At 64.4% G+C, this 16,023-nt stretch carries 31 protein-coding genes; 27 read left to right on the top strand and 4 right to left on the bottom strand.

Annotation, left to right across the window (positions count from 1 at the left end; all coding sequences use genetic code 11):
• Positions 1-93: 93 nt before the first annotated feature.
• Together UU9_RS12550 and UU9_RS17350 are read right to left on the bottom strand one after the other, a co-directional pair.
• Positions 94-651, bottom strand: coding sequence for a hypothetical protein (locus UU9_RS12550; RefSeq protein WP_007082128.1), 558 nt, complete (start codon positions 649-651; stop codon positions 94-96).
• A 136-nt stretch (positions 652-787) separates the two neighbouring features.
• Positions 788-1,351 carry a hypothetical protein gene (locus tag UU9_RS17350; RefSeq protein ID WP_156804281.1) on the bottom strand — a complete coding sequence of 188 codons (564 nt, stop codon included), beginning with the start codon at positions 1,349-1,351 and terminating at the stop codon, positions 788-790.
• Between UU9_RS17350 and UU9_RS12540 the strand changes: the two genes are divergently transcribed.
• A complete protein-coding gene (locus tag UU9_RS12540) occupies positions 1,350-1,601 on the top strand; it encodes a helix-turn-helix domain-containing protein (protein WP_007082126.1) in 252 nt (83 codons plus the stop codon). The genes UU9_RS17350 and UU9_RS12540 overlap by 2 nt on opposite strands.
• A 41-nt stretch (positions 1,602-1,642) precedes the next feature.
• On the opposite strand, the gene UU9_RS12535 is transcribed toward UU9_RS12540, so the two are convergent.
• On the bottom strand, positions 1,643-1,975 hold the full coding sequence (locus UU9_RS12535; protein WP_007082125.1) for a hypothetical protein: 333 nt from the start codon (positions 1,973-1,975) through the stop codon (positions 1,643-1,645).
• A 30-nt stretch (positions 1,976-2,005) separates the two neighbouring features.
• Positions 2,006-2,158: a hypothetical protein gene (locus UU9_RS17990; RefSeq protein ID WP_156804280.1), complete on the bottom strand. Its 153-nt coding sequence runs from the start codon at positions 2,156-2,158 to the stop codon at positions 2,006-2,008.
• A gap of 84 nt (positions 2,159-2,242) precedes the next feature.
• Here UU9_RS17990 and UU9_RS12530 point away from each other — a divergent pair, with 84 nt between their 5' ends.
• The 26 genes from UU9_RS12530 (at position 2,243) to UU9_RS12415 (ending at position 16,023) form a co-directional block, all read left to right on the top strand.
• Positions 2,243-2,626: a hypothetical protein gene (locus UU9_RS12530; RefSeq protein WP_007082124.1), complete on the top strand. Its 384-nt coding sequence runs from the start codon at positions 2,243-2,245 to the stop codon at positions 2,624-2,626.
• 1 nt (position 2,627) lies between these two features.
• Positions 2,628-2,807, top strand: a complete 180-nt coding sequence (locus tag UU9_RS12525; protein WP_040670956.1) for a hypothetical protein — start codon at positions 2,628-2,630, stop codon at positions 2,805-2,807.
• Positions 2,804-3,022, top strand: coding sequence for a hypothetical protein (locus UU9_RS17985; RefSeq protein ID WP_007082123.1), 219 nt, complete (start codon positions 2,804-2,806; stop codon positions 3,020-3,022). The genes UU9_RS12525 and UU9_RS17985 overlap by 4 nt, the downstream gene beginning before the upstream one ends.
• Entirely contained in the window at positions 3,022-3,843 is an 822-nt protein-coding gene (locus tag UU9_RS17345) for a hypothetical protein (protein ID WP_007082122.1), read from the top strand. Before UU9_RS17985 ends, UU9_RS17345 begins: the two co-directional genes overlap by 1 nt.
• Positions 3,840-5,162, top strand: a complete 1,323-nt coding sequence (locus tag UU9_RS12510) for a replicative DNA helicase (protein ID WP_007082121.1) — start codon at positions 3,840-3,842, stop codon at positions 5,160-5,162. The genes UU9_RS17345 and UU9_RS12510 overlap by 4 nt, the downstream gene beginning before the upstream one ends.
• 2 nt (positions 5,163-5,164) lie before the next feature.
• A complete protein-coding gene (locus UU9_RS12505; RefSeq protein WP_007082120.1) occupies positions 5,165-5,455 on the top strand; it encodes a hypothetical protein in 291 nt (96 codons plus the stop codon).
• On the top strand, positions 5,452-5,685 hold the full coding sequence (locus UU9_RS12500) for a hypothetical protein (RefSeq protein WP_007082119.1): 234 nt from the start codon (positions 5,452-5,454) through the stop codon (positions 5,683-5,685). The genes UU9_RS12505 and UU9_RS12500 overlap by 4 nt, the downstream gene beginning before the upstream one ends.
• Positions 5,682-6,233, top strand: coding sequence for a RusA family crossover junction endodeoxyribonuclease (locus tag UU9_RS12495; RefSeq protein ID WP_007082118.1), 552 nt, complete (start codon positions 5,682-5,684; stop codon positions 6,231-6,233). The genes UU9_RS12500 and UU9_RS12495 overlap by 4 nt, the downstream gene beginning before the upstream one ends.
• 148 nt (positions 6,234-6,381) lie before the next feature.
• Complete coding sequence (locus tag UU9_RS12490) at positions 6,382-6,657, top strand: hypothetical protein (RefSeq protein WP_007082117.1); 276 nt, start codon at positions 6,382-6,384, stop codon at positions 6,655-6,657.
• Positions 6,654-6,815: a hypothetical protein gene (locus UU9_RS17980; protein WP_156804279.1), complete on the top strand. Its 162-nt coding sequence runs from the start codon at positions 6,654-6,656 to the stop codon at positions 6,813-6,815. Before UU9_RS12490 ends, UU9_RS17980 begins: the two co-directional genes overlap by 4 nt.
• Positions 6,812-7,147, top strand: a complete 336-nt coding sequence (locus UU9_RS12485; RefSeq protein ID WP_007082116.1) for a hypothetical protein — start codon at positions 6,812-6,814, stop codon at positions 7,145-7,147. Before UU9_RS17980 ends, UU9_RS12485 begins: the two co-directional genes overlap by 4 nt.
• Positions 7,144-7,362 carry a hypothetical protein gene (locus UU9_RS12480; RefSeq protein WP_007082115.1) on the top strand — a complete coding sequence of 73 codons (219 nt, stop codon included), beginning with the start codon at positions 7,144-7,146 and terminating at the stop codon, positions 7,360-7,362. Before UU9_RS12485 ends, UU9_RS12480 begins: the two co-directional genes overlap by 4 nt.
• A complete protein-coding gene (locus UU9_RS12475) occupies positions 7,359-7,874 on the top strand; it encodes a hypothetical protein (RefSeq protein ID WP_007082114.1) in 516 nt (171 codons plus the stop codon). The genes UU9_RS12480 and UU9_RS12475 overlap by 4 nt, the downstream gene beginning before the upstream one ends.
• A 285-nt stretch (positions 7,875-8,159) precedes the next feature.
• A complete protein-coding gene (locus UU9_RS12470; RefSeq protein WP_007082113.1) occupies positions 8,160-8,588 on the top strand; it encodes a lysozyme in 429 nt (142 codons plus the stop codon).
• An 8-nt stretch (positions 8,589-8,596) separates the two neighbouring features.
• Positions 8,597-8,911, top strand: a complete 315-nt coding sequence (locus tag UU9_RS12465) for a hypothetical protein (RefSeq protein ID WP_156804278.1) — start codon at positions 8,597-8,599, stop codon at positions 8,909-8,911.
• Entirely contained in the window at positions 8,908-9,192 is a 285-nt protein-coding gene (locus UU9_RS12460; RefSeq protein WP_007082111.1) for a hypothetical protein, read from the top strand. Before UU9_RS12465 ends, UU9_RS12460 begins: the two co-directional genes overlap by 4 nt.
• 94 nt (positions 9,193-9,286) lie before the next feature.
• The gene (locus UU9_RS17340) at positions 9,287-9,577 is read left to right on the top strand and encodes a hypothetical protein (RefSeq protein WP_050982444.1); all 291 of its coding nucleotides are present in this window, start codon (positions 9,287-9,289) and stop codon (positions 9,575-9,577) included.
• A 43-nt stretch (positions 9,578-9,620) separates the two neighbouring features.
• Entirely contained in the window at positions 9,621-9,785 is a 165-nt protein-coding gene (locus tag UU9_RS17975) for a hypothetical protein (protein ID WP_007082109.1), read from the top strand.
• Between the two features lie 13 nt (positions 9,786-9,798).
• Entirely contained in the window at positions 9,799-10,083 is a 285-nt protein-coding gene (locus UU9_RS12445; protein ID WP_007082108.1) for a hypothetical protein, read from the top strand.
• Between the two features lie 13 nt (positions 10,084-10,096).
• Positions 10,097-10,246: a hypothetical protein gene (locus UU9_RS17970; RefSeq protein ID WP_156804277.1), complete on the top strand. Its 150-nt coding sequence runs from the start codon at positions 10,097-10,099 to the stop codon at positions 10,244-10,246.
• A 7-nt stretch (positions 10,247-10,253) separates the two neighbouring features.
• On the top strand, positions 10,254-10,454 hold the full coding sequence (locus UU9_RS12440; RefSeq protein ID WP_007082107.1) for a hypothetical protein: 201 nt from the start codon (positions 10,254-10,256) through the stop codon (positions 10,452-10,454).
• Positions 10,454-10,906, top strand: a complete 453-nt coding sequence (locus UU9_RS12435; protein ID WP_007082106.1) for a hypothetical protein — start codon at positions 10,454-10,456, stop codon at positions 10,904-10,906. Before UU9_RS12440 ends, UU9_RS12435 begins: the two co-directional genes overlap by 1 nt.
• A gap of 6 nt (positions 10,907-10,912) precedes the next feature.
• Positions 10,913-13,636, top strand: a complete 2,724-nt coding sequence (locus UU9_RS12430) for a hypothetical protein (RefSeq protein WP_007082105.1) — start codon at positions 10,913-10,915, stop codon at positions 13,634-13,636.
• 13 nt (positions 13,637-13,649) lie between these two features.
• A complete protein-coding gene (locus UU9_RS12425) occupies positions 13,650-13,946 on the top strand; it encodes a phage fiber-tail adaptor protein (protein ID WP_007082104.1) in 297 nt (98 codons plus the stop codon).
• A gap of 2 nt (positions 13,947-13,948) precedes the next feature.
• A complete protein-coding gene (locus tag UU9_RS12420) occupies positions 13,949-14,428 on the top strand; it encodes a helix-turn-helix domain-containing protein (RefSeq protein ID WP_007082103.1) in 480 nt (159 codons plus the stop codon).
• Entirely contained in the window at positions 14,428-16,023 is a 1,596-nt protein-coding gene (locus UU9_RS12415) for a hypothetical protein (RefSeq protein ID WP_007082102.1), read from the top strand. Before UU9_RS12420 ends, UU9_RS12415 begins: the two co-directional genes overlap by 1 nt.

Below are 16,023 nucleotides of genomic sequence, written 5' to 3'. Positions count from 1 at the left end.
CTTTCGATTGTGCGCTGCAACGACAGGCACAAAAAAGCCCGCCGGAGCGGGCTTGGTGCAGGGCAGGGAGTGCCGCCTAACTGCCGACGTCGATCATTGCAGCTCGCCAGAGCCACAGAACTTAGGCGCTTCGTCGACATCCAGTGCGGCCAGCCCGAGCTCCTTTCCGTTGGCGTCGAACAGATACAGGGGGTTGTAGCTGCCGCCTTGGACGAAGTGCTTGCGCTTGGCGACCAGCAAGGCACCCTGAAACCGCCCGGTTCCGATCACGCACGCAATGCTGCCGTCTGTCACGTAGCGCTGCTGTCCGGTAGCAAGGTCGACGGCGTGCACGGCGTTTGATGTGGCCCACGCCTCGGACTCGAAAAACAGGGCCTCCCCGTCGACAGCCAGCTTCAATCCCGAGAAGTGGCCCAACATCTGTTTCGGCTCGCTCGCGCTATTTGCCGTGACCAAAACGCGCTTTTGCGCGCAGCTGTTCCTGCACTCGACGATGCGATCGCCGAAAGGCTCTGGCGTGCCACCGTTCATCACGTAGAAGGTCGGATCACCACCGGGCGCGATGGCCATCTCGCCACTGTTCTGCGCGGATGCGCTGGGGGCGTTTGCCGTGATCAGCATCACCAGTAACGCCACAAAATGCCGCTTCATGCGCAATCCTTTTGGTTGGATCAGTCCCGCGATGTTATGCCAATCTCACGTTCTGCGAACGCGCGGGTGTTTCATGCCGGCACAGGGAGGGCAACCATGCGCGATCAGTTGGATGAGCGTTTCCATGAATTTCTGCTCAAGAGGCGGATCGTTTGCGAGCCCGAACAGCTGGCTTTGCCGATCCCGCCTTTGCCGGGCCAATCAGGTCCAGGATGTCCGCAGCCAGATCGTGGTGCGCGAGGTCAAGTGATTGATTTTCCCGTATCAGCCGAGCGATCTCTTCGGCTTCGAGCGGCCGGTGTTTCGCGGTGATGGCAACCAGGCTGGCCAGAACGACCGTGAGCGATTCGATCTGGCGCTGCAATGCACCCACCTCAGTGTCCGGTGTGGTTGCATCATCGCGGGCCCGGTCCAGGTAAAAGCGCGGCATACCTGCCTGTTCCTCAAGCTTTCTGGCGCGTCTCTCGCCGAACGACTTGGTCTTCAAGAGGCCCGAAAGCTCGCCCTGATTGATGCCAGTCTCTTGGATAAAAGCTGCTTGCACGCCGGCGTATCGCGAGTTGATCCACTCACGAAGCAAGCGTCGGCGCCCCTCTACAACCATGTCGGTGTCATCGACCATGGGGATAGTCTGTTTTACCGCCGAGTAAAGTACCAAACGGTATTGACAGAGTTTTACTAGATGGTAATGTTCGCGCATGGAAACCCTGCGCGCCTACCTCGCCACACTCTCGCCGGACGACCAGTCCGCCTACGCCCTTCGCTGCGGCACCACCATCGGCTATTTGCGCAAGGCGCTGAGCACGAAACCACGCCTTGATGGCGCTCTGGTTCGGCGCCTCGATGAAGAGAGTGGCGGCCAGGTGAGCCGTATCGACCTGCGCGCCGACATTTTCGATGGGCTCCAGGTCGAGCCGATGGCGCTGCCCGCCAAGTCCGAGGCGGCCTGAGATGGTTGCTGATAACCCCAGCGAGACCGTTGAGCAGGCCCTTAATCGGATTCTTGGCGGTGGCGATCCAGCCAATCGCGAACTCTGGAAAAACCATCCACCCAAGTGGCTGGGCCAACCTGGAGCAAAACGTAGCGGTCCCGCCGAAGCAGGCCGAAACCCATCTCCGACGGAGGGGTTTCCGTGCTGAACAGGTACGCCACCACGAACGGTATCTCTGTGCCCTGTGCGCGCGAGCCGCGCGGCGCCGATGTTTCCTTGAGCACTTCGATGAAGTCGCCCAGCGAATGGTGCCGGACGGCCTCCACGATGTCCTTGTGGTCCGCCTGCAGTTCGGGGCTCTGCACGATCAGCAAGAAGGTCTTCCGTTCCATGTCCGTATCCGGTTGCGGTGTCGGCACAGCCTACCGCACGGGCGGCCTCACCTCGCCCAGCGACTGCGCCGTCATCCAGTCCGCCCACTCGCTCGCATCGTCGGCTTCCTCGGCGTCCAGGATTAGCGCCAGCAGCTCGGCGGGGGTCACGGGTTCGGGCATTGGCGGTGGTCCTGATCGCATTCGTTTCCATGGCTCCCATTCTTGCGTCCGGGCAGGGGAATCCTTGGGAACACGTCGTCCCCTGAATTCCCAAGGACTCCGCTCATGCAGCAATTGAGCCTGACATTCGAGCCCGGGCTGGCGCAGCGTTCGCGCTGTTTGCGCGATCACATGGCCACCCGAATCTACAGCCGTGGCCTGGTCGATGTCGCGGGCAAGCTCGACATGTCGCCGTCGAAGATGACCGAGAAGCTGGCCGGATCGGACAGCGGCGGCAAGTCGCGCGGAATGACGATCGACGAACTGGAAACCTACATCCAGCGCACCGGCGACATCAGCCCGGTGCACTACTTGGCCGACAAGTACCTGCGCGACCCCGCGGTGACGCAACAGGAGGCGCTGGCAAAGCTCGCCTCGCTGGCTGAGGTGATCCCCGGCTTGATGGCGGCGGCTGGGTTGCAGGTCGCTCCTGTACGGCGAGGGCGCTGACATGAGCATCGACCACCGCGAGCACGACCAACGCGAGCACGCGACGCCATCCACCGGGAGCGGCCTGGACTTCACGCCCGACCCGGACACCACCGACACGATCCGCGCGGCGCTGTGCCGGCTGCGCTACGAGCGAGAACAGCAGAGCGGGCGAGAGCCTGGGGCAGGGTTGAGGGTATGAAATCGACAAACAGGGGGCTGGCCGCGCTCTGGCAGCGCGTCCGTGACTGGCGCCATGAGCGACGCATCCATCGGATGTCGAACGAGGTTGTTCGGCTGATCCTTGCCGGAGAAAGGACCTCCGCACGGGTCGTTGATGTTGAGCGGATGCAGTTGATCCGGTCTCGCTCGCCGGCCCAGGTGGCGCGCATGGAGCGGCGGATGGGGCTGCGCTGATGGCTCGCATTCGATCGATAAAACCCGAGTTTTGGTCATCCGAGCAGGTGATGGAGTGCTCGCCGACCGCTCGGCTACTTTTCATCGGGCTCTGGAATTTCTGTGACGACGCCGGAAATCACTCGTTGAGCGTCCGCACGATCAAAGCCGAAATCTTCCCTGGAGACGATATCGACTCGACGAGTATTCGCGGAATGCTCGACGAGTTGTCGTCGAATGGATTGATCGTCTTTTATTCCAGTGAAAACAAGGACTTTCTACACGTCACCGGTTGGCAACACCAGCGTATCGACAAGCCGACGTTCAAACATCCGCCATACCGTCCCGAAAATTCAGCGATGCCTCGTCGAACGGTCGACGACTCCTCAACCCCGGAGAGGAGAGGAGAGGAGAGGAGGGGAGAGGAAGGGAGTGGAGAGGATATTCCCCCTAACCCCCACGGCGGTGGCGAGAACCTGGAACTGATCGGCGAACCCGGGCAGGCCAGCAAGCCCGAACCGCTGCAGCCAATCATCGACGCGTACCACGGGTTGCTGCCCCGATGCGAGCGCGTCGTGGTGCTGAACCCGAAGCGGCGCAAACGCATTCTGGCCGCCGACAAGCTCGCCCGATCCGTCTGCAAATCCCAGGGCTGGCCCTACGTCGCCACGGAGTTCTGGGACGCCTACTTCGGCGAATGCGCCACCGACCCGTGGATGCGCGGCGAAGTGCCGAACCCGAAGAACCCGAACTGGCGCCAGAATCTGGACGTGCTGCTGGCGGAAGACCGTTTCGCCTCGGTTATGGATCGCGCCATCGGCTCGATGCGAGGTGAGGCATGAGCGCCGCCGTGCATGCCGAGGGCGCCGTGCTTGGTGCCTGCCTGTGCAGCGCCGATGCCTACTGGCGCGTGGCCGACCTGCTGACGCCGGATGACTTTTCGGGTGCCGGCCACCGGAAGATTTACGCCCTGATCGTGAAGCTGGCCCGGGAGGAGGCGCCGTTCGACGCGGTGACCATCGGTGACGCTGAGCCCGCGCTGGCAGACCTTGCGCTGGATCTCGCGAACGCCGAAGGCTGGCGCACTGCGAATGTCCGCGCCTACGCCGAGATGGTGACCAACGCCGCCGTGGCTCGCCGGGTGAAGATCGCTGGCCAGCAGATCGCTCGACTCGAAGGGCCGGACGTGCTCGGCCAGGCTCAGCAGATCATGGGCGCTTGCCTGCCGCGGCACATGGGTTCCATCAAACACATCCGCGAGTTCATCCGCGCATCGGTGATGGAGCTGCAGCGCCGCGTCGATGCCAAGGGCGAGATGACCGGCATCCCGACCAGCCTGCAGGGCTTGGACGATCTCACCTGCGGCTTGCAGAACGGCGACCTGATCGTGGTGGCGGCACGGCCGTCCGTGGGCAAGACCGCACTCACGATTCAGGTGCTCGTCAACGCCTGCCGCCATGGCAAGCACGCGCTGTTCTTCAGCCTGGAAATGACCGGCGTGAAGATCGCTGACCGTGTGCAGGCTCACGTCGCCCAGGTCAACGCCGCGGGCATGAAGCGCCCCGAGTTGTTCGACAACGCGGACTTCGGTGCGCTGTTCAACGCCGCCAATGAAATCGCCGAACTGCCACTGCACATCGACGAGACGCCCGCGCTGACGATCGAAGCGCTCTGCGCCCGCGCGCGCCAACTGCACGCCACGCAGCACGTCGACCTGATCGCGATCGACTACCTCACGCAGATGACGCCACCCACCGGGAAAAACCTGTCCACCGCCGACGCGCTGCAGATCATCACGCGGGCACTGAAGTCGCTGGCCAAGGAACTGAACGTGCCCGTGTTGCTGCTGAGCCAGCTCAATCGGGATGGTGACGGCCACCGGCCAACCCTCAAGGCGCTGCGCGACTCTGGCGCGATCGAGCAGGACGCGGATGTGGTGATTTTCCTGCACCGTCCCGACGCCGAGGACAAGGAGCGTGTGGTGCTGATCGTGGAAAAGCAGCGCGACGGCGAGACGGGCGACGTCCACCTGCACGCCAACATGCGCCACCAGCGGTTCACCGAAACCGATGCGCCAACCCATCAAACCAACGCCCCGACGAGCATGCGCAATTACGGCAAGCGCGCTCGCGCCGGCGGCTGGAACGGCTACCAGGACTGACCATGACCCGAAACGAAAACGACCCGATCTACTGCATCAACCGCACCGGTGCCGGCAGTGGCTACGCGGCTCGCAAGATCGAAATCATGCTGGCCGAGACCGGCGCGCTGCTGATCGCGGTGGCTGACAATGGCGAAGCCTTCGCGCTGGATCCGGCTGGTGTTCGTGCCCGCGCTGTCGAAGCGACGCACCCGGAATGGCTGGTCGGCGTCTACACCCACAAGATCGACCGCGCGACGATCAGCGGGGATATCCGGGAAAGGGCGCGGGAACTGGTGAGGGCGGCGGCATGACGCGCGACCACGCGGACCACGCGGACCAGGGTGGCATCGAGCTGGATGAACTCCCGGCGCACATGCGGAAGCTGGCCGAAGATATGCAGCGCGTCGGCGCGGCCATCCGGTATTTCGGTGGATTTGGGGCGTTTGCGGAGTACGGCGAGCTGCTGGAGCTGCAGAGTGCGCCAATCCTGATCGAGACCGCTGCGATGATGGAGCGGATGCGCGGGGTGACGCGGCAATGAGCATTCCCACCAGCATCGCGCCCGCGCGAGAGTTTCGTCAGGCCCAAACGGCGCCGACTTCCGGTTTTTCGCCTACATCCGAGGCGGAAAAAATTAACACCGCGCCGGTCACCCTGGTGCTTCCAGCCGCGCTCAGTGCGAACAAATACTGGCGCCCGGTCAACATCGGCAAGCACATCACGATCGTCCCGACGAGCGAGGCGAAGGCGTACCGGCACGAGGTGGCCATGCTCGCCCGCAAGGCTGGCGTGCACCTCACGCGGGGCAGGGTGGCGCTCACCGTTCGCATGTACCCAGCACGGCCGCAAGATTGGGCGAAGCGTGCGGCGAAAGACCCGGACGGATGGGATGACACCGTGCGCAGCATTGACCTGGACAACGCGCTGAAGGTGCTGCTGGATGCGCTGAAGAACATCGCTTTCGAGGATGATTCGTGGGTGCGCCGGATCGATGCGGAGCGTTGCGAGCCAGACGAACACGGCGCCCGCGTGGTGGTGACGATCTCGCCGATCGTGCGCGAAGCGATCGCGCCGGGGTTGTTCGCATGACGATCAAGATCACAGGATTTCCAAGTATTGGCTTTCTTGTGCGCTCACTGCACGCCCCTGCGGCCGCCGAGACAAAGCCCATGCGCGACGAAGGCATACCGAGTCCTAGCAAGTACAAGCTTGGCGCCAAGCCGACGACGTACAAGCCATGCCCGAATTGCCCGCCGCGGTGCGGCAGCAAGCGCAAGAGGCAGTGGCGATGACCACCCGCATCCGCACCCGTCCCATTCGCGAAACCCTCGCCCCGCGGCTCCTGCCGCACCTCGCCGACCCGATCGAAGCCAAGACGCTGGCGCAGATCATCGACAGCCACTACACCGCCATCGAATCGGCACTGAAGGCCATGCATCGCCGCGGCCTGGTGCGCAAGATCGTGCGGCGCAAGGACGGGGAGTTTCTGCCGCACCACTGGGTGAAGGCATGACCGACCCCATCACCTGCGCCGAGTGCGTGCACTTCCGACGCGACGAAATCAACCCGCCCGCCGGCCTGGGTTGGTGCCCGTTGCGCAAGGTGTCGCGCTATCCGATGGCGCTGCATTACTGCCGGCAGCGGGAAGTGGAGAGCGAGGATGGCGAGTGAGTGACCTCAAACCACCCGGCACATTCAGCGGCGGACCGATCGACGACTTCGTCGATGGCTGGGCGCTGATTCCCTTCGTCGGCGAGCGCGGGCACTACTGGCGCGAGATCACGAACGGCTTGCGTCGGCAGGGCATCGTGAACGATGACGACCTGCGCGTATACCGGTCACTCTGCGGCGTCACCGGCCGATCGACACCGCACGCCAAAGCCATGAACGTCGGCAACTGGCCGCTGTGCAAGCACTGCGCGAAGAAGGCGCCACGCTGGGCGCGCAAGGAAGAACGCGCCACCTGCTGGAGCGACCCGGCGGTGAGGGCGCTGTTCCGATGACCGATTACACCCGCCCCGAACGCGCCACCGAAATCAAGCTCGCCCGCCGGCAGCTAGCGAAGATCCACCGCGATCCGTGCGCGTACTGCACGCACCGCGAGGAAGCTTTCGGCAAGGCCACTTGCCCCACGTTTGGGCGCAGCTTCCCGCTGTGCACGAAGACGCCGGGGCTGCAATTCGACATTGACCACGCGAAGCTGCAGGAGACCTCATGACCGAGGACACGTTCAACCACGCTGAGCGCTCCGGCTTTATCGAGCGGTTGGGGCGCCTTGCTGGCTCCACAACGTGGCGCGAGCCGGACGGTTCGGGCTACACGCCGCCCGTTGCCGGTGCGCTGTCCCCGGGCAATGCGATGGTGCTGGCGTTGTCGATGGCCAGGCGGAACCCGAAAGACGTCGGCCCACACATCGCGTACAGCGTCGGCACCGGGCAACCGCATCGCCGTCAGCAGGTCGTCGAGTGGCTGGCCGACAAGCTGCTGCGCGGTACCGGGCCGGCAGGCAAGAAGGCGGAGCGGCAGCTGTTGGTCATCGCCGGACAGGCCTACGACCTCTGCATCGGCATGCGCCAAAAGGTCATTCCGCCGCGTGGTGCTGTGACTGAATTCACGCTGCTGGTGAACGTCGGGGCGGGCTGGCTATGGGTAGCCATGGAGGCGGCCGTGGAACGCGCGGAGAGGTCGCTTTACGGGCGTGAAGGGAACGTCGAAAAAGTGGATGCTTGACGTCAAGGGGGTAAATGGCTAGTTTTCGCTACAGGCGAAGTTGTCACCCCGCCACGAATCACCCCGAAACCCGACCAGCAATGGCCGGGTTTTTTCGTTTGTGCGGCAGGCGTTCCGCGGATCGTCTGAGAAGGCCGGGAGCACCCAGCCGTCCTGCACTGGCTGCCGTGTCGCGCACTCCCCGCGCCACGGCGGCCAACCCTCTTGCTGAGTTGGCCCTAGGGGATATCCCGGGAAGCGCTACGGCGGCCGTCCGGGCTCAGCATTCACACCAGCGAGAGATCCATGCACCCCAGTCAGCGCGCCATCGACCTGGTCAAGGCGTCCGAGGGGCTGCGCCTGCATTCCTATCGCGACTCCGGCGGCACATGGACGATCGGCTACGGCCACACGGCCGGGGTGAAGGCAGGCCAGACGATCACCGAGGCCGAGGCTGACCGGATGCTTGTGGATGATCTGGACAATGCCGCCGATAGCGTTCGTCGCGTGGTCACGGTGCCGCTGACGCAAGGCAAGTTCGATGCGCTGTGCGACTTCACGTTCAACCTGGGTGCCGGTCGCCTGATGGGGTCGACGCTGCTGCGCGTCCTGAACCGGGGCGATTACGGCGCGGCGGCTGCGCAGTTCCGGTTCTGGGTCATGGGTGGCGGCGAAGTGCTACCGGGCCTGGTCAAGCGCCGCGCCGCGGAGCGCGCATTGTTCGAGGGCAGCTGATGGAGTCGATGGCGACCTGGCCCTGGTACGGCGTGGTGCTGTTCTCGATCGCCACGGCCATCCTTGCCTGGGTCGGTGGCAGGACGCGCCGCCGCCGTGAGGAAGCGGAAACCGATGCGAGCGTCACCGGTCTGGGCGGTCTGCGCCAGATCATGGAGACGATGCGGCAGGACCAGATGTTCCAGGCGAAGGAGATCGAGCGCCTGCGGCACCTGATGATCGACGAGGCCAGCAAGATGGGCCGCCTACGGGCGCGTGTCGCGCATCTCGAATCCCTGCTGCGCACGGCGGGTATCCCTGTTCCACCTGAGACCGGCGAATGAAACAGCATCGCGGCATCACCGCCAGCTTCCTCGCGTTGGTGGTGGTGACCGGCGCCGGCTATCTGGATTTCTACATCCTGCAGAACGGCCTGCCGCGCTCCACGGACACCGCGAACGTCGTGGTGATGATCTTGACCGCCTGGAACGGCATTGCCGCGATGGTCTGCAATTACTACTACGGCGCGTCGCACGACGCGAAGCGCGCCACCGAAATCATGGGCGCGGCCGTGCCATCGCCGGAGCCCAACGCTACCGAATCGGCGAAGGCGAACGGCTCATGAGACGCAATGATCTCGATCCATCCCGCGGCATCGTGTGGGCATGCGTTGCTGCGCTGGCGATCTACGGCGTGGCCATTCTTGCGTGGGTACTGCGGTGATCAAGTTCCTGCTGCAGGCCATCTTCGGCGTGCTGCTCAAGGCGCTGCAGGGCTGGTGGCAGCGGCACAAGGCCGAGAGGGACAACGCCACCACCACCGCCAACCGCGATGCCGCTCTGGCCGATGCCCAGCGCCAGCGTGACAACGCGGCCGTAGCCGTCGAGGAAAGCCATGCGCAAACCGATGCTGCTGTTGACCGCGTGCGTGCTGATGACAGCCTGCGCGAGCAGTCCGACGACGTCCAGCGTGCGATCGACGCCGCCAACCGTGGCGTGCGCGGAGCATGAGCCTGCGGAGCGCCTGGGCGCGTATCCGGTCGGGCCTGTCGGCGTGGACGGCACGCATCCGGGCGACTTCGACCAGCTCCGCGCCTACAGCCGCGAGCAAGCCGTCTGGGCCGTCCGTGCCGCTGGTGTCGTCCAGCGCAACGCGATCCAACGCGACACCACCGCTACCTGCCTCGACGCCTATCGCGCTCGCGGCATCATCCGCTGACCTGGAGTCTGCTATGAACTTCAAAGCCATCCTCACCGCGCTGACGCTGGTGCCCTCGCTGCTGACCCTGGTCGATGAAACCGTGAAGTCGGTCGAGGCCTCGCTGGAAGGTTTCAGCGGCGCCGACAAGTTGAAAGCCGCGCTGGCGAAGCTGGACGTCTACCTCGATGCATTCGCCGCCGACGTGGCGGTGCTGGCCAGCTTGAAGACCATCCTGACGCCGCTGGTCAATGCCGCGGTGGCCGCGTTCAACGTGGCCGGCCTGTTCAAGAAGGCCGACAAGACCGTGGCCAGCTGATCGGGCCACCACCGTGCCACTCGTCGCCATCATCGTCGCCCTGGCCGCGATGGTGGGCCTGATCGTGTGGCTGGTGGTGGAGATCCGCATGGATCGAAAGACGCAGGAACGCTACCGCGTCACGACGCCGCGCCCGCGTGATCGGCTTCCGCCCCACCCCTGAGAACCCCATGACCGATGAACCGCTGATCTGGACGACCAAGGGAAACCTGCCGGTCGCCGCGCTGCAGTACAGCCACGCGTGGGAAGAAACCACCGAGTACCTGAAATTCAGCGAGACCTACACGCTCGACGGCGAAGTGGTCAAGCAGTCCGCTCACGTCTACGTGAAGCAGGGCATTCCCGTGCAACCCGATCAAGGATCTTTCTGATGGCCAATACCGCCGCTGTCTGCACCAGCTTCAAGGTGGACCAGTTCAATGGCATCCACGCCTTCGGCACGTCGGTCGTGCGCGCCGCGACCACGGCGGACACGTTCAAGGCCGCGCTGTATCTGGCCTCGGGCAGCCTGGGTGCGTCCACCACGACCTACTCGACCACCAGCGAGGTCAGCGGCACCGGCTACACCGCTGGCGGCGTGACCGTGACGAATGCGACCGCGCCCACCAGTTCGGGCACCACCGCGTATTGGACGCCGTCCGCCTCGTTCGCCTGGACCACCATGACGGCCTCGGCCTTCGATGCGGTGCTGCTCTACAACTCGACGCAGAGCAACAAGGCGGTGGCCGTGTTCAACTTCGGCTCGCAGACCGTCACGGCGTCAAATTTCACCCTTACCATGCCGGCGAACGCCGCCGCCACCGCGCTACTGCAGATCGCCTGATCACCCATGGCTGACTTGTCCGCCTGGCACACTGCGCTCGGTACTGTTGCGACGGCGCAGGCGCGCGTGCTGTGGGTGGGCGACTCGATCTTCGAAGGTACCGGCGCCACCACGCTCCGCAAGCGGGCACTCGATCTGATACTGGATGGCCTGGTGCGCACGCATCCGGTCGCCGGCTACGGTCGCTGCGAATACCTGCCGGCGCATTTCGCGATCCCGAACACGATCACGCCATGGGCGCCAGCCTGGGCCACGAGCAGCTCGGGCACGGTCACCAACTACAACGCCGGGATCGGCGGCGACACCGGCACACCGACCAACACGTTCGGGCTGGGCATGCGCAGCGCCGACATGGGCACGAGCGCGGTGCTCACGTACACCGTCACCGGCACCGATGTCGACGTGTGGACCTGCGCCGGCGGCTCGTTCGCGGTGTCGATCGACGGCGGCGCCTACGGCACGACGATCACCACCACGGGGCAGAACGCCTACGCGGACACCACGCAGGTGCATCTCGGCGCGTCCGGGTCGCACACGGTGGCGATCAAGCGAGTAGCGGGCACGGTCCACTTTCTGGGGCTGACCGTGTACGACGGCGGCCGGGACAAGGGCATCGTGCTGTATGACGCCTGCCACTTTGGCGCAGCGGTTCCGGACTTCTACGACGCAGCAACACCGTCCGCGCCGCAGAATGCAAAGTACATCCGCAACTTGCAGTTGGTTGACCCGCATCTGGTGGTGCTGAACACCGGCCTGAACAACGATCCGTCGCTGACCGTCGACCAGGTGCTGACTCAGTACGCCGCACTGATTGACGTGACCTTGGCGACATTGCCAGTCGCATCGATCACGGCTTGCATGGTCTACAACCAAGCATCACCCGACACGATCATCAATTCGGCGGGCGAAACGTACGGGTATTTCTACGCGCAGGCGAAAGCCATGCTCGTCGGTAAGGAAATACCCGCGCTGGAACTTGCGAGCAGTATGCCGAACGTCTGGGAAGATGGCGGGGTGCACTACCAGCCTGATGGCCTGCACATGAAGGATGCGGGCGACGTGCTGGCGGCTCAGGCCGTCGGGATGTTCGTCGACCCTGCGTATGCCGTGACGCCAGCCATAGCCGTCGGCGCCTCAGTGTCCAGCACCACGCCAACCAGTGCGCCGATCACCACGCAGGAAACGGGGAGCGCACTGCTGGCGGTCCAGATCGGCGCCATCCCATCGGCGTCATCGCTCACGTTGACGGACAACAAGGGCAACACGTTTAGCGAGGTGCGAAGCCTCACTTACGGCGGCGCCTACGCCGCAAAGGTCTGGGTGTGCGACAACGCGGCAGGCGGTTCCGGCCACACCTTCACGCAGGGCGGCGATCCAACGCTTGGCAGCGTGTCGATTGTCGAGATCATGGATGCCGCGACATCAGGTGTCGTGCGCGCCAGTAATGGCACGGTCACGCTGAGCGCGGGGCCTTGGCCCACGGGATCGGCAACCGCTGTTGCGGGCGACCTGTCCGTGGCTTTCGTTGGATACGATTACGACACCGACCCCGCCACGGTTACTGCTGGTGCTGGCTACTCGGTAGAGACCCAGAGCACATCATCCAGCGCATTGCACACCGCCATCGCGACGCATGCCGAAACAGGCACGCCGGCCTCAACCAGCTTCACGCCAAGCCCCTCTCAGGGTATGGCGGGCGGCTTTGCCTTCATCGCGACGGTGAAGCCCAGTGCCAACGTGGCAGTCGGTCTTACTGGTCAGTCGGTCACGGTTGCCCGTGGCGCGATCAGCGTTGCGTCATCCGACGTGACCGTGGCGCTTACCGGTCGGTCAGTGACCACAGCGCGCGGTACGTTCGCTGCGGCGCGTTCGCGGGCGCTCACGGGCAACAGGGCGACGGATCACGCCGGCGCGGTCAAGGCGGCGGCGTCGAAAGCCATTCTCGGTCAAAGCATCGCCGCGAGCCTGGGATCGGTAACGGCGGTATCAGGCGGAACCAGTGTCGCACTGGCCGGCGCGAGCGTTGCCACGGCGCACGGTGACGTGCTGCCGGGCTTCGCTGCCGGGCTTGCTGGCCGCTCCACGGCAGTACTGTCGGGCAGTGTTGCGGCATCCGCGTCGACGCACCTCGACGGGCAGGCGGCCACCGCATCAGCCGGTGCGGTCAGCGCCGTGCCGGAGGTGCGCGTGGCCCTGTCGGGTGCATCGATGTCGGTGCAGATGGGCACGGTGGCCGCGCAGCACACCGCGGCGGTCACTGGGCAGGATGCGACGTATGCCCTGGGTGCGCCGACGGCCGTAGCCGACCACAGCGTTTCCGTGGCGCTTGCCGGCCTGTCGGCAACGGCGGATCGCGGCACGCTGGCGCCCGCACATTCGACAGCAACCACCGGGCAGCGGTCCACCACCAACACCGGCACATTGACGGCCGTGGCGGGGCACAACGTCAGCGTGGGCCTGACCGGCGTAGCCATCACCGCGCTGCACGGCGATGCGTTGAGCGCCGTCTTGCCAACCCTGGGTGGAGCGCGCATCGCGGCCGCGTGTGGCGAGATGGCGGTGTCGCGTGATGTCACGGTATCGGGTGCATCGGCAGCTTTCGTCGCCGGCTCGCTCACGCCACGCAGCGGCATCCTGATCACCGAACCCAACCGCACGGCGTTGTTCGCAGCTGAGCAGCGCACCGCCACCATCGCCCCAGACCAACGCGCGGCGCGCTTCGCCGCCTGACCGGAGACGCCTGATGTTCACCGGTCTTTCGCCCATGAATCCGCTGGACGAGAACGTGCCATTCGTCGCGGATTTCTCGAACGTGCTGGGCCTGGGCGAGACCATCGCGAGCGTGGAAGGCGTGCATCTGAATCCCGAAAGCATCGACGTGGGCGCCGGTACGGTCGTCAACGGTGCGCGCACGGCATGCGCCGTGCAGTTCACGCTGGGCAATGGCGCGCCCGGCAAGCACTACATCATCAGCGTCTCGATCGTCAGCACGGCCGGCGTGCATCTGACGCGCGAGGCGTCGCTTCGGGTGAGTACGTAATCATGGCCAGGCCAACCGCTTTCAAACCCGAGTACGTGGCGCAGGCGAAGAAGCTTGCCGCCACGCTCGGCGCCACGGACGTCGAGATCGCCCTGTTCTTCGGCGTGAGCGACCGAACGATCTACCGCTGGAAGCTCGATCACCCCGCCTTCGCCAAGGCACTGAAGGTGGGCAAGGCGCCGGCCAACGAACGGGTGAAGCGCTCGCTCTACCTGCGCGCGGTTGGCTACAGCCATCCGGCGGAGGAAGTGTTCTGCAGCAACGGGAAGGTGACGCGCGTTCAGACGGTCAAGCACTACCCGCCGGACACCGCGGCGGCGATCTTCTATCTCTGCAACCGGGACAAGGAAAACTGGAAGCAGAAGAACCAGACCGAGCACACCGGCCCGGGCGGCGGTCCGATCCAGTCCATCAGCACCACCACCACCGACCCCATCGAGGCCGCGCGCATCTACCAGCAGGTGATGTCGGGCGAGAAATAATGCCGATTCCCTTCGCGTTCGATTTCAAGCGCCCCGACTATCTGGCCGCTTTCGAATGGCGCGTGGAGCGGCTGCAGCGGATCCGCAAGAACCCGGGCGTCATTCCCGGCATGAAGGCGTTCTACAGGGACAACCCGGCGCAGTTCATCATCGACTGGGGCGTGACGTTCGATCCGCGAAATGCAGAACGTGGTCTGCCGACGCTGGTGCCGTTCCTGCTATTCCCCCGCCAAGAGGAGTGGGTGGCATGGTTCATGGAGCGGTGGAAGGCCCAAGAGGATGGCATCACCGAAAAGACCCGCGACATGGGTATGTCCTGGCTCACGATGTCGATGTCGTGCACGGTCTGCTTGTTCCAGCCGCAAATATCCGTTGGCTGCGGTTCGCGGAAAGAAGAGTACGTCGATGTAATCGGTGATCCCGATTCACTGTTCGAGAAAGGCCGCATCTTCCTGCAGAATCTCCCGGCGGAGTTTCGCGGCGGCTGGGATCGCAAGTTGCACGCCAGCTACATGAAGCTGCAGTTTCCGGAATCCGGCTCGATCTTGAGCGGCGAGGCGGGTGACGGCATTGGCCGCGGTGGTCGCGCCAGCTTCTACATCGTTGACGAATCGGCGTTCCTTGCTCGCCCGCAACTGGTGGACGCCTCGCTCTCCCAGACGACGAACTGCCGGCAGGACATCAGTACGCCAAACGGGCGCGCCAACTCGTTTGCGGAGCGGCGCCACGGCGGCAAGGTCAAGGTATTCACGTTTCACTGGCGCGACGATCCGCGAAAGGATCAAGCGTGGTACGACAAGCAGGTTGAGCGCCTTGACCCGGTGACGGTGGCCCAGGAAATCGACATCGATTATTCGGCGTCGGTTGAAGGCGTGCTGATTCCTTCGGCATGGGTGCAGGCGGCGATAGATGCGGACAAGAAGCTTGGCATCGAGATCACCGGCGCGCTCGGCGGCGCGTTGGACGTTGCTGATGAAGGTGTTGACCTCAATGCCTTCGGCGTTTCGCGGGGCGTTCGGATCGAACATCTGGAATCGTGGTCAGGCAAAGGTGACGACATCTTCGGCACCGTGCAACGCGCATTTCGAATCAGTGACGACCGTGGCGTGGCGGCCTTCATGTACGACGCTGATGGTCTCGGCGCTGGCGTCCGTGGTGACTCTCGCGTCATCAACGAGCAGCGGGTGAACAAGGGCAGCTCAGTGATTCGAGTAAGCCCGTTCCGCGGCTCTGGTGCCGTCTACGACCCCGAGGGCGAGATGGTGAAGGAGCGGAAGAACAAGGACTTCTTCGCCAACGCCAAGGCGCAGGCGTGGTGGTCTCTGCGTACACGGTTTCAGAAAACCTACCGTGCCGTGGTCGAGGGCATGGATTACAGCATGGATGATCTGATCGTCATCCCCGGTGATTTGCCGGAGCGAGTGAAGCTGGTGTCGGAGCTGTCGCAGCCGACGTACACCATCAACGCGGTCGGCAAGATTGTGATCGACAAGGCGCCGGAAGGCAGCCGGTCACCCAATCATGCAGACACGGTGATGATCCTGTTCCAGCCCGGTCATCGGGCGTTGGACGTTTGGGCAGCATTGGCCGCCTGA

It is taken from the genome of Rhodanobacter fulvus Jip2, from assembly GCF_000264315.1.
Taxonomy (GTDB): Bacteria; Pseudomonadota; Gammaproteobacteria; order Xanthomonadales; family Rhodanobacteraceae; genus Rhodanobacter; species Rhodanobacter fulvus.
Note: the sequence above shows the minus strand (reverse complement) of the source record. Positions and strands in the feature narration are given on the sequence as shown.

What these genes read in the sequence shown, in the direction of transcription:
- UU9_RS12550 (WP_007082128.1), bottom strand. Translation starts at nt 651, where the DNA reads ATGAAGCGGCATTTTGTGGCGTTACTGGTGATGCTGATCACGGCAAAC.
- UU9_RS12540 (WP_007082126.1), top strand. Translation starts at nt 1,350, where the DNA reads ATGGAAACCCTGCGCGCCTACCTCGCCACACTCTCGCCGGACGACCAG.
- UU9_RS17350 (WP_156804281.1), bottom strand. Translation starts at nt 1,351, where the DNA reads ATGCGCGAACATTACCATCTAGTAAAACTCTGTCAATACCGTTTGGTA.
- UU9_RS12535 (WP_007082125.1), bottom strand. Translation starts at nt 1,975, where the DNA reads ATGGAACGGAAGACCTTCTTGCTGATCGTGCAGAGCCCCGAACTGCAG.
- UU9_RS17990 (WP_156804280.1), bottom strand. Translation starts at nt 2,158, where the DNA reads ATGCGATCAGGACCACCGCCAATGCCCGAACCCGTGACCCCCGCCGAG.
- UU9_RS12530 (WP_007082124.1), top strand. Translation starts at nt 2,243, where the DNA reads ATGCAGCAATTGAGCCTGACATTCGAGCCCGGGCTGGCGCAGCGTTCG.
- UU9_RS12525 (WP_040670956.1), top strand. Translation starts at nt 2,628, where the DNA reads ATGAGCATCGACCACCGCGAGCACGACCAACGCGAGCACGCGACGCCA.
- UU9_RS17985 (WP_007082123.1), top strand. Translation starts at nt 2,804, where the DNA reads ATGAAATCGACAAACAGGGGGCTGGCCGCGCTCTGGCAGCGCGTCCGT.
- UU9_RS17345 (WP_007082122.1), top strand. Translation starts at nt 3,022, where the DNA reads ATGGCTCGCATTCGATCGATAAAACCCGAGTTTTGGTCATCCGAGCAG.
- UU9_RS12510 (WP_007082121.1), top strand. Translation starts at nt 3,840, where the DNA reads ATGAGCGCCGCCGTGCATGCCGAGGGCGCCGTGCTTGGTGCCTGCCTG.
- UU9_RS12505 (WP_007082120.1), top strand. Translation starts at nt 5,165, where the DNA reads ATGACCCGAAACGAAAACGACCCGATCTACTGCATCAACCGCACCGGT.
- UU9_RS12500 (WP_007082119.1), top strand. Translation starts at nt 5,452, where the DNA reads ATGACGCGCGACCACGCGGACCACGCGGACCAGGGTGGCATCGAGCTG.
- UU9_RS12495 (WP_007082118.1), top strand. Translation starts at nt 5,682, where the DNA reads ATGAGCATTCCCACCAGCATCGCGCCCGCGCGAGAGTTTCGTCAGGCC.
- UU9_RS12490 (WP_007082117.1), top strand. Translation starts at nt 6,382, where the DNA reads ATGCCCGAATTGCCCGCCGCGGTGCGGCAGCAAGCGCAAGAGGCAGTG.
- UU9_RS17980 (WP_156804279.1), top strand. Translation starts at nt 6,654, where the DNA reads ATGACCGACCCCATCACCTGCGCCGAGTGCGTGCACTTCCGACGCGAC.
- UU9_RS12480 (WP_007082115.1), top strand. Translation starts at nt 7,144, where the DNA reads ATGACCGATTACACCCGCCCCGAACGCGCCACCGAAATCAAGCTCGCC.
- UU9_RS12475 (WP_007082114.1), top strand. Translation starts at nt 7,359, where the DNA reads ATGACCGAGGACACGTTCAACCACGCTGAGCGCTCCGGCTTTATCGAG.
- UU9_RS12470 (WP_007082113.1), top strand. Translation starts at nt 8,160, where the DNA reads ATGCACCCCAGTCAGCGCGCCATCGACCTGGTCAAGGCGTCCGAGGGG.
- UU9_RS12465 (WP_156804278.1), top strand. Translation starts at nt 8,597, where the DNA reads ATGGCGACCTGGCCCTGGTACGGCGTGGTGCTGTTCTCGATCGCCACG.
- UU9_RS12460 (WP_007082111.1), top strand. Translation starts at nt 8,908, where the DNA reads ATGAAACAGCATCGCGGCATCACCGCCAGCTTCCTCGCGTTGGTGGTG.
- UU9_RS12445 (WP_007082108.1), top strand. Translation starts at nt 9,799, where the DNA reads ATGAACTTCAAAGCCATCCTCACCGCGCTGACGCTGGTGCCCTCGCTG.
- UU9_RS12440 (WP_007082107.1), top strand. Translation starts at nt 10,254, where the DNA reads ATGACCGATGAACCGCTGATCTGGACGACCAAGGGAAACCTGCCGGTC.
- UU9_RS12435 (WP_007082106.1), top strand. Translation starts at nt 10,454, where the DNA reads ATGGCCAATACCGCCGCTGTCTGCACCAGCTTCAAGGTGGACCAGTTC.
- UU9_RS12430 (WP_007082105.1), top strand. Translation starts at nt 10,913, where the DNA reads ATGGCTGACTTGTCCGCCTGGCACACTGCGCTCGGTACTGTTGCGACG.
- UU9_RS12425 (WP_007082104.1), top strand. Translation starts at nt 13,650, where the DNA reads ATGTTCACCGGTCTTTCGCCCATGAATCCGCTGGACGAGAACGTGCCA.
- UU9_RS12420 (WP_007082103.1), top strand. Translation starts at nt 13,949, where the DNA reads ATGGCCAGGCCAACCGCTTTCAAACCCGAGTACGTGGCGCAGGCGAAG.
- UU9_RS12415 (WP_007082102.1), top strand. Translation starts at nt 14,428, where the DNA reads ATGCCGATTCCCTTCGCGTTCGATTTCAAGCGCCCCGACTATCTGGCC.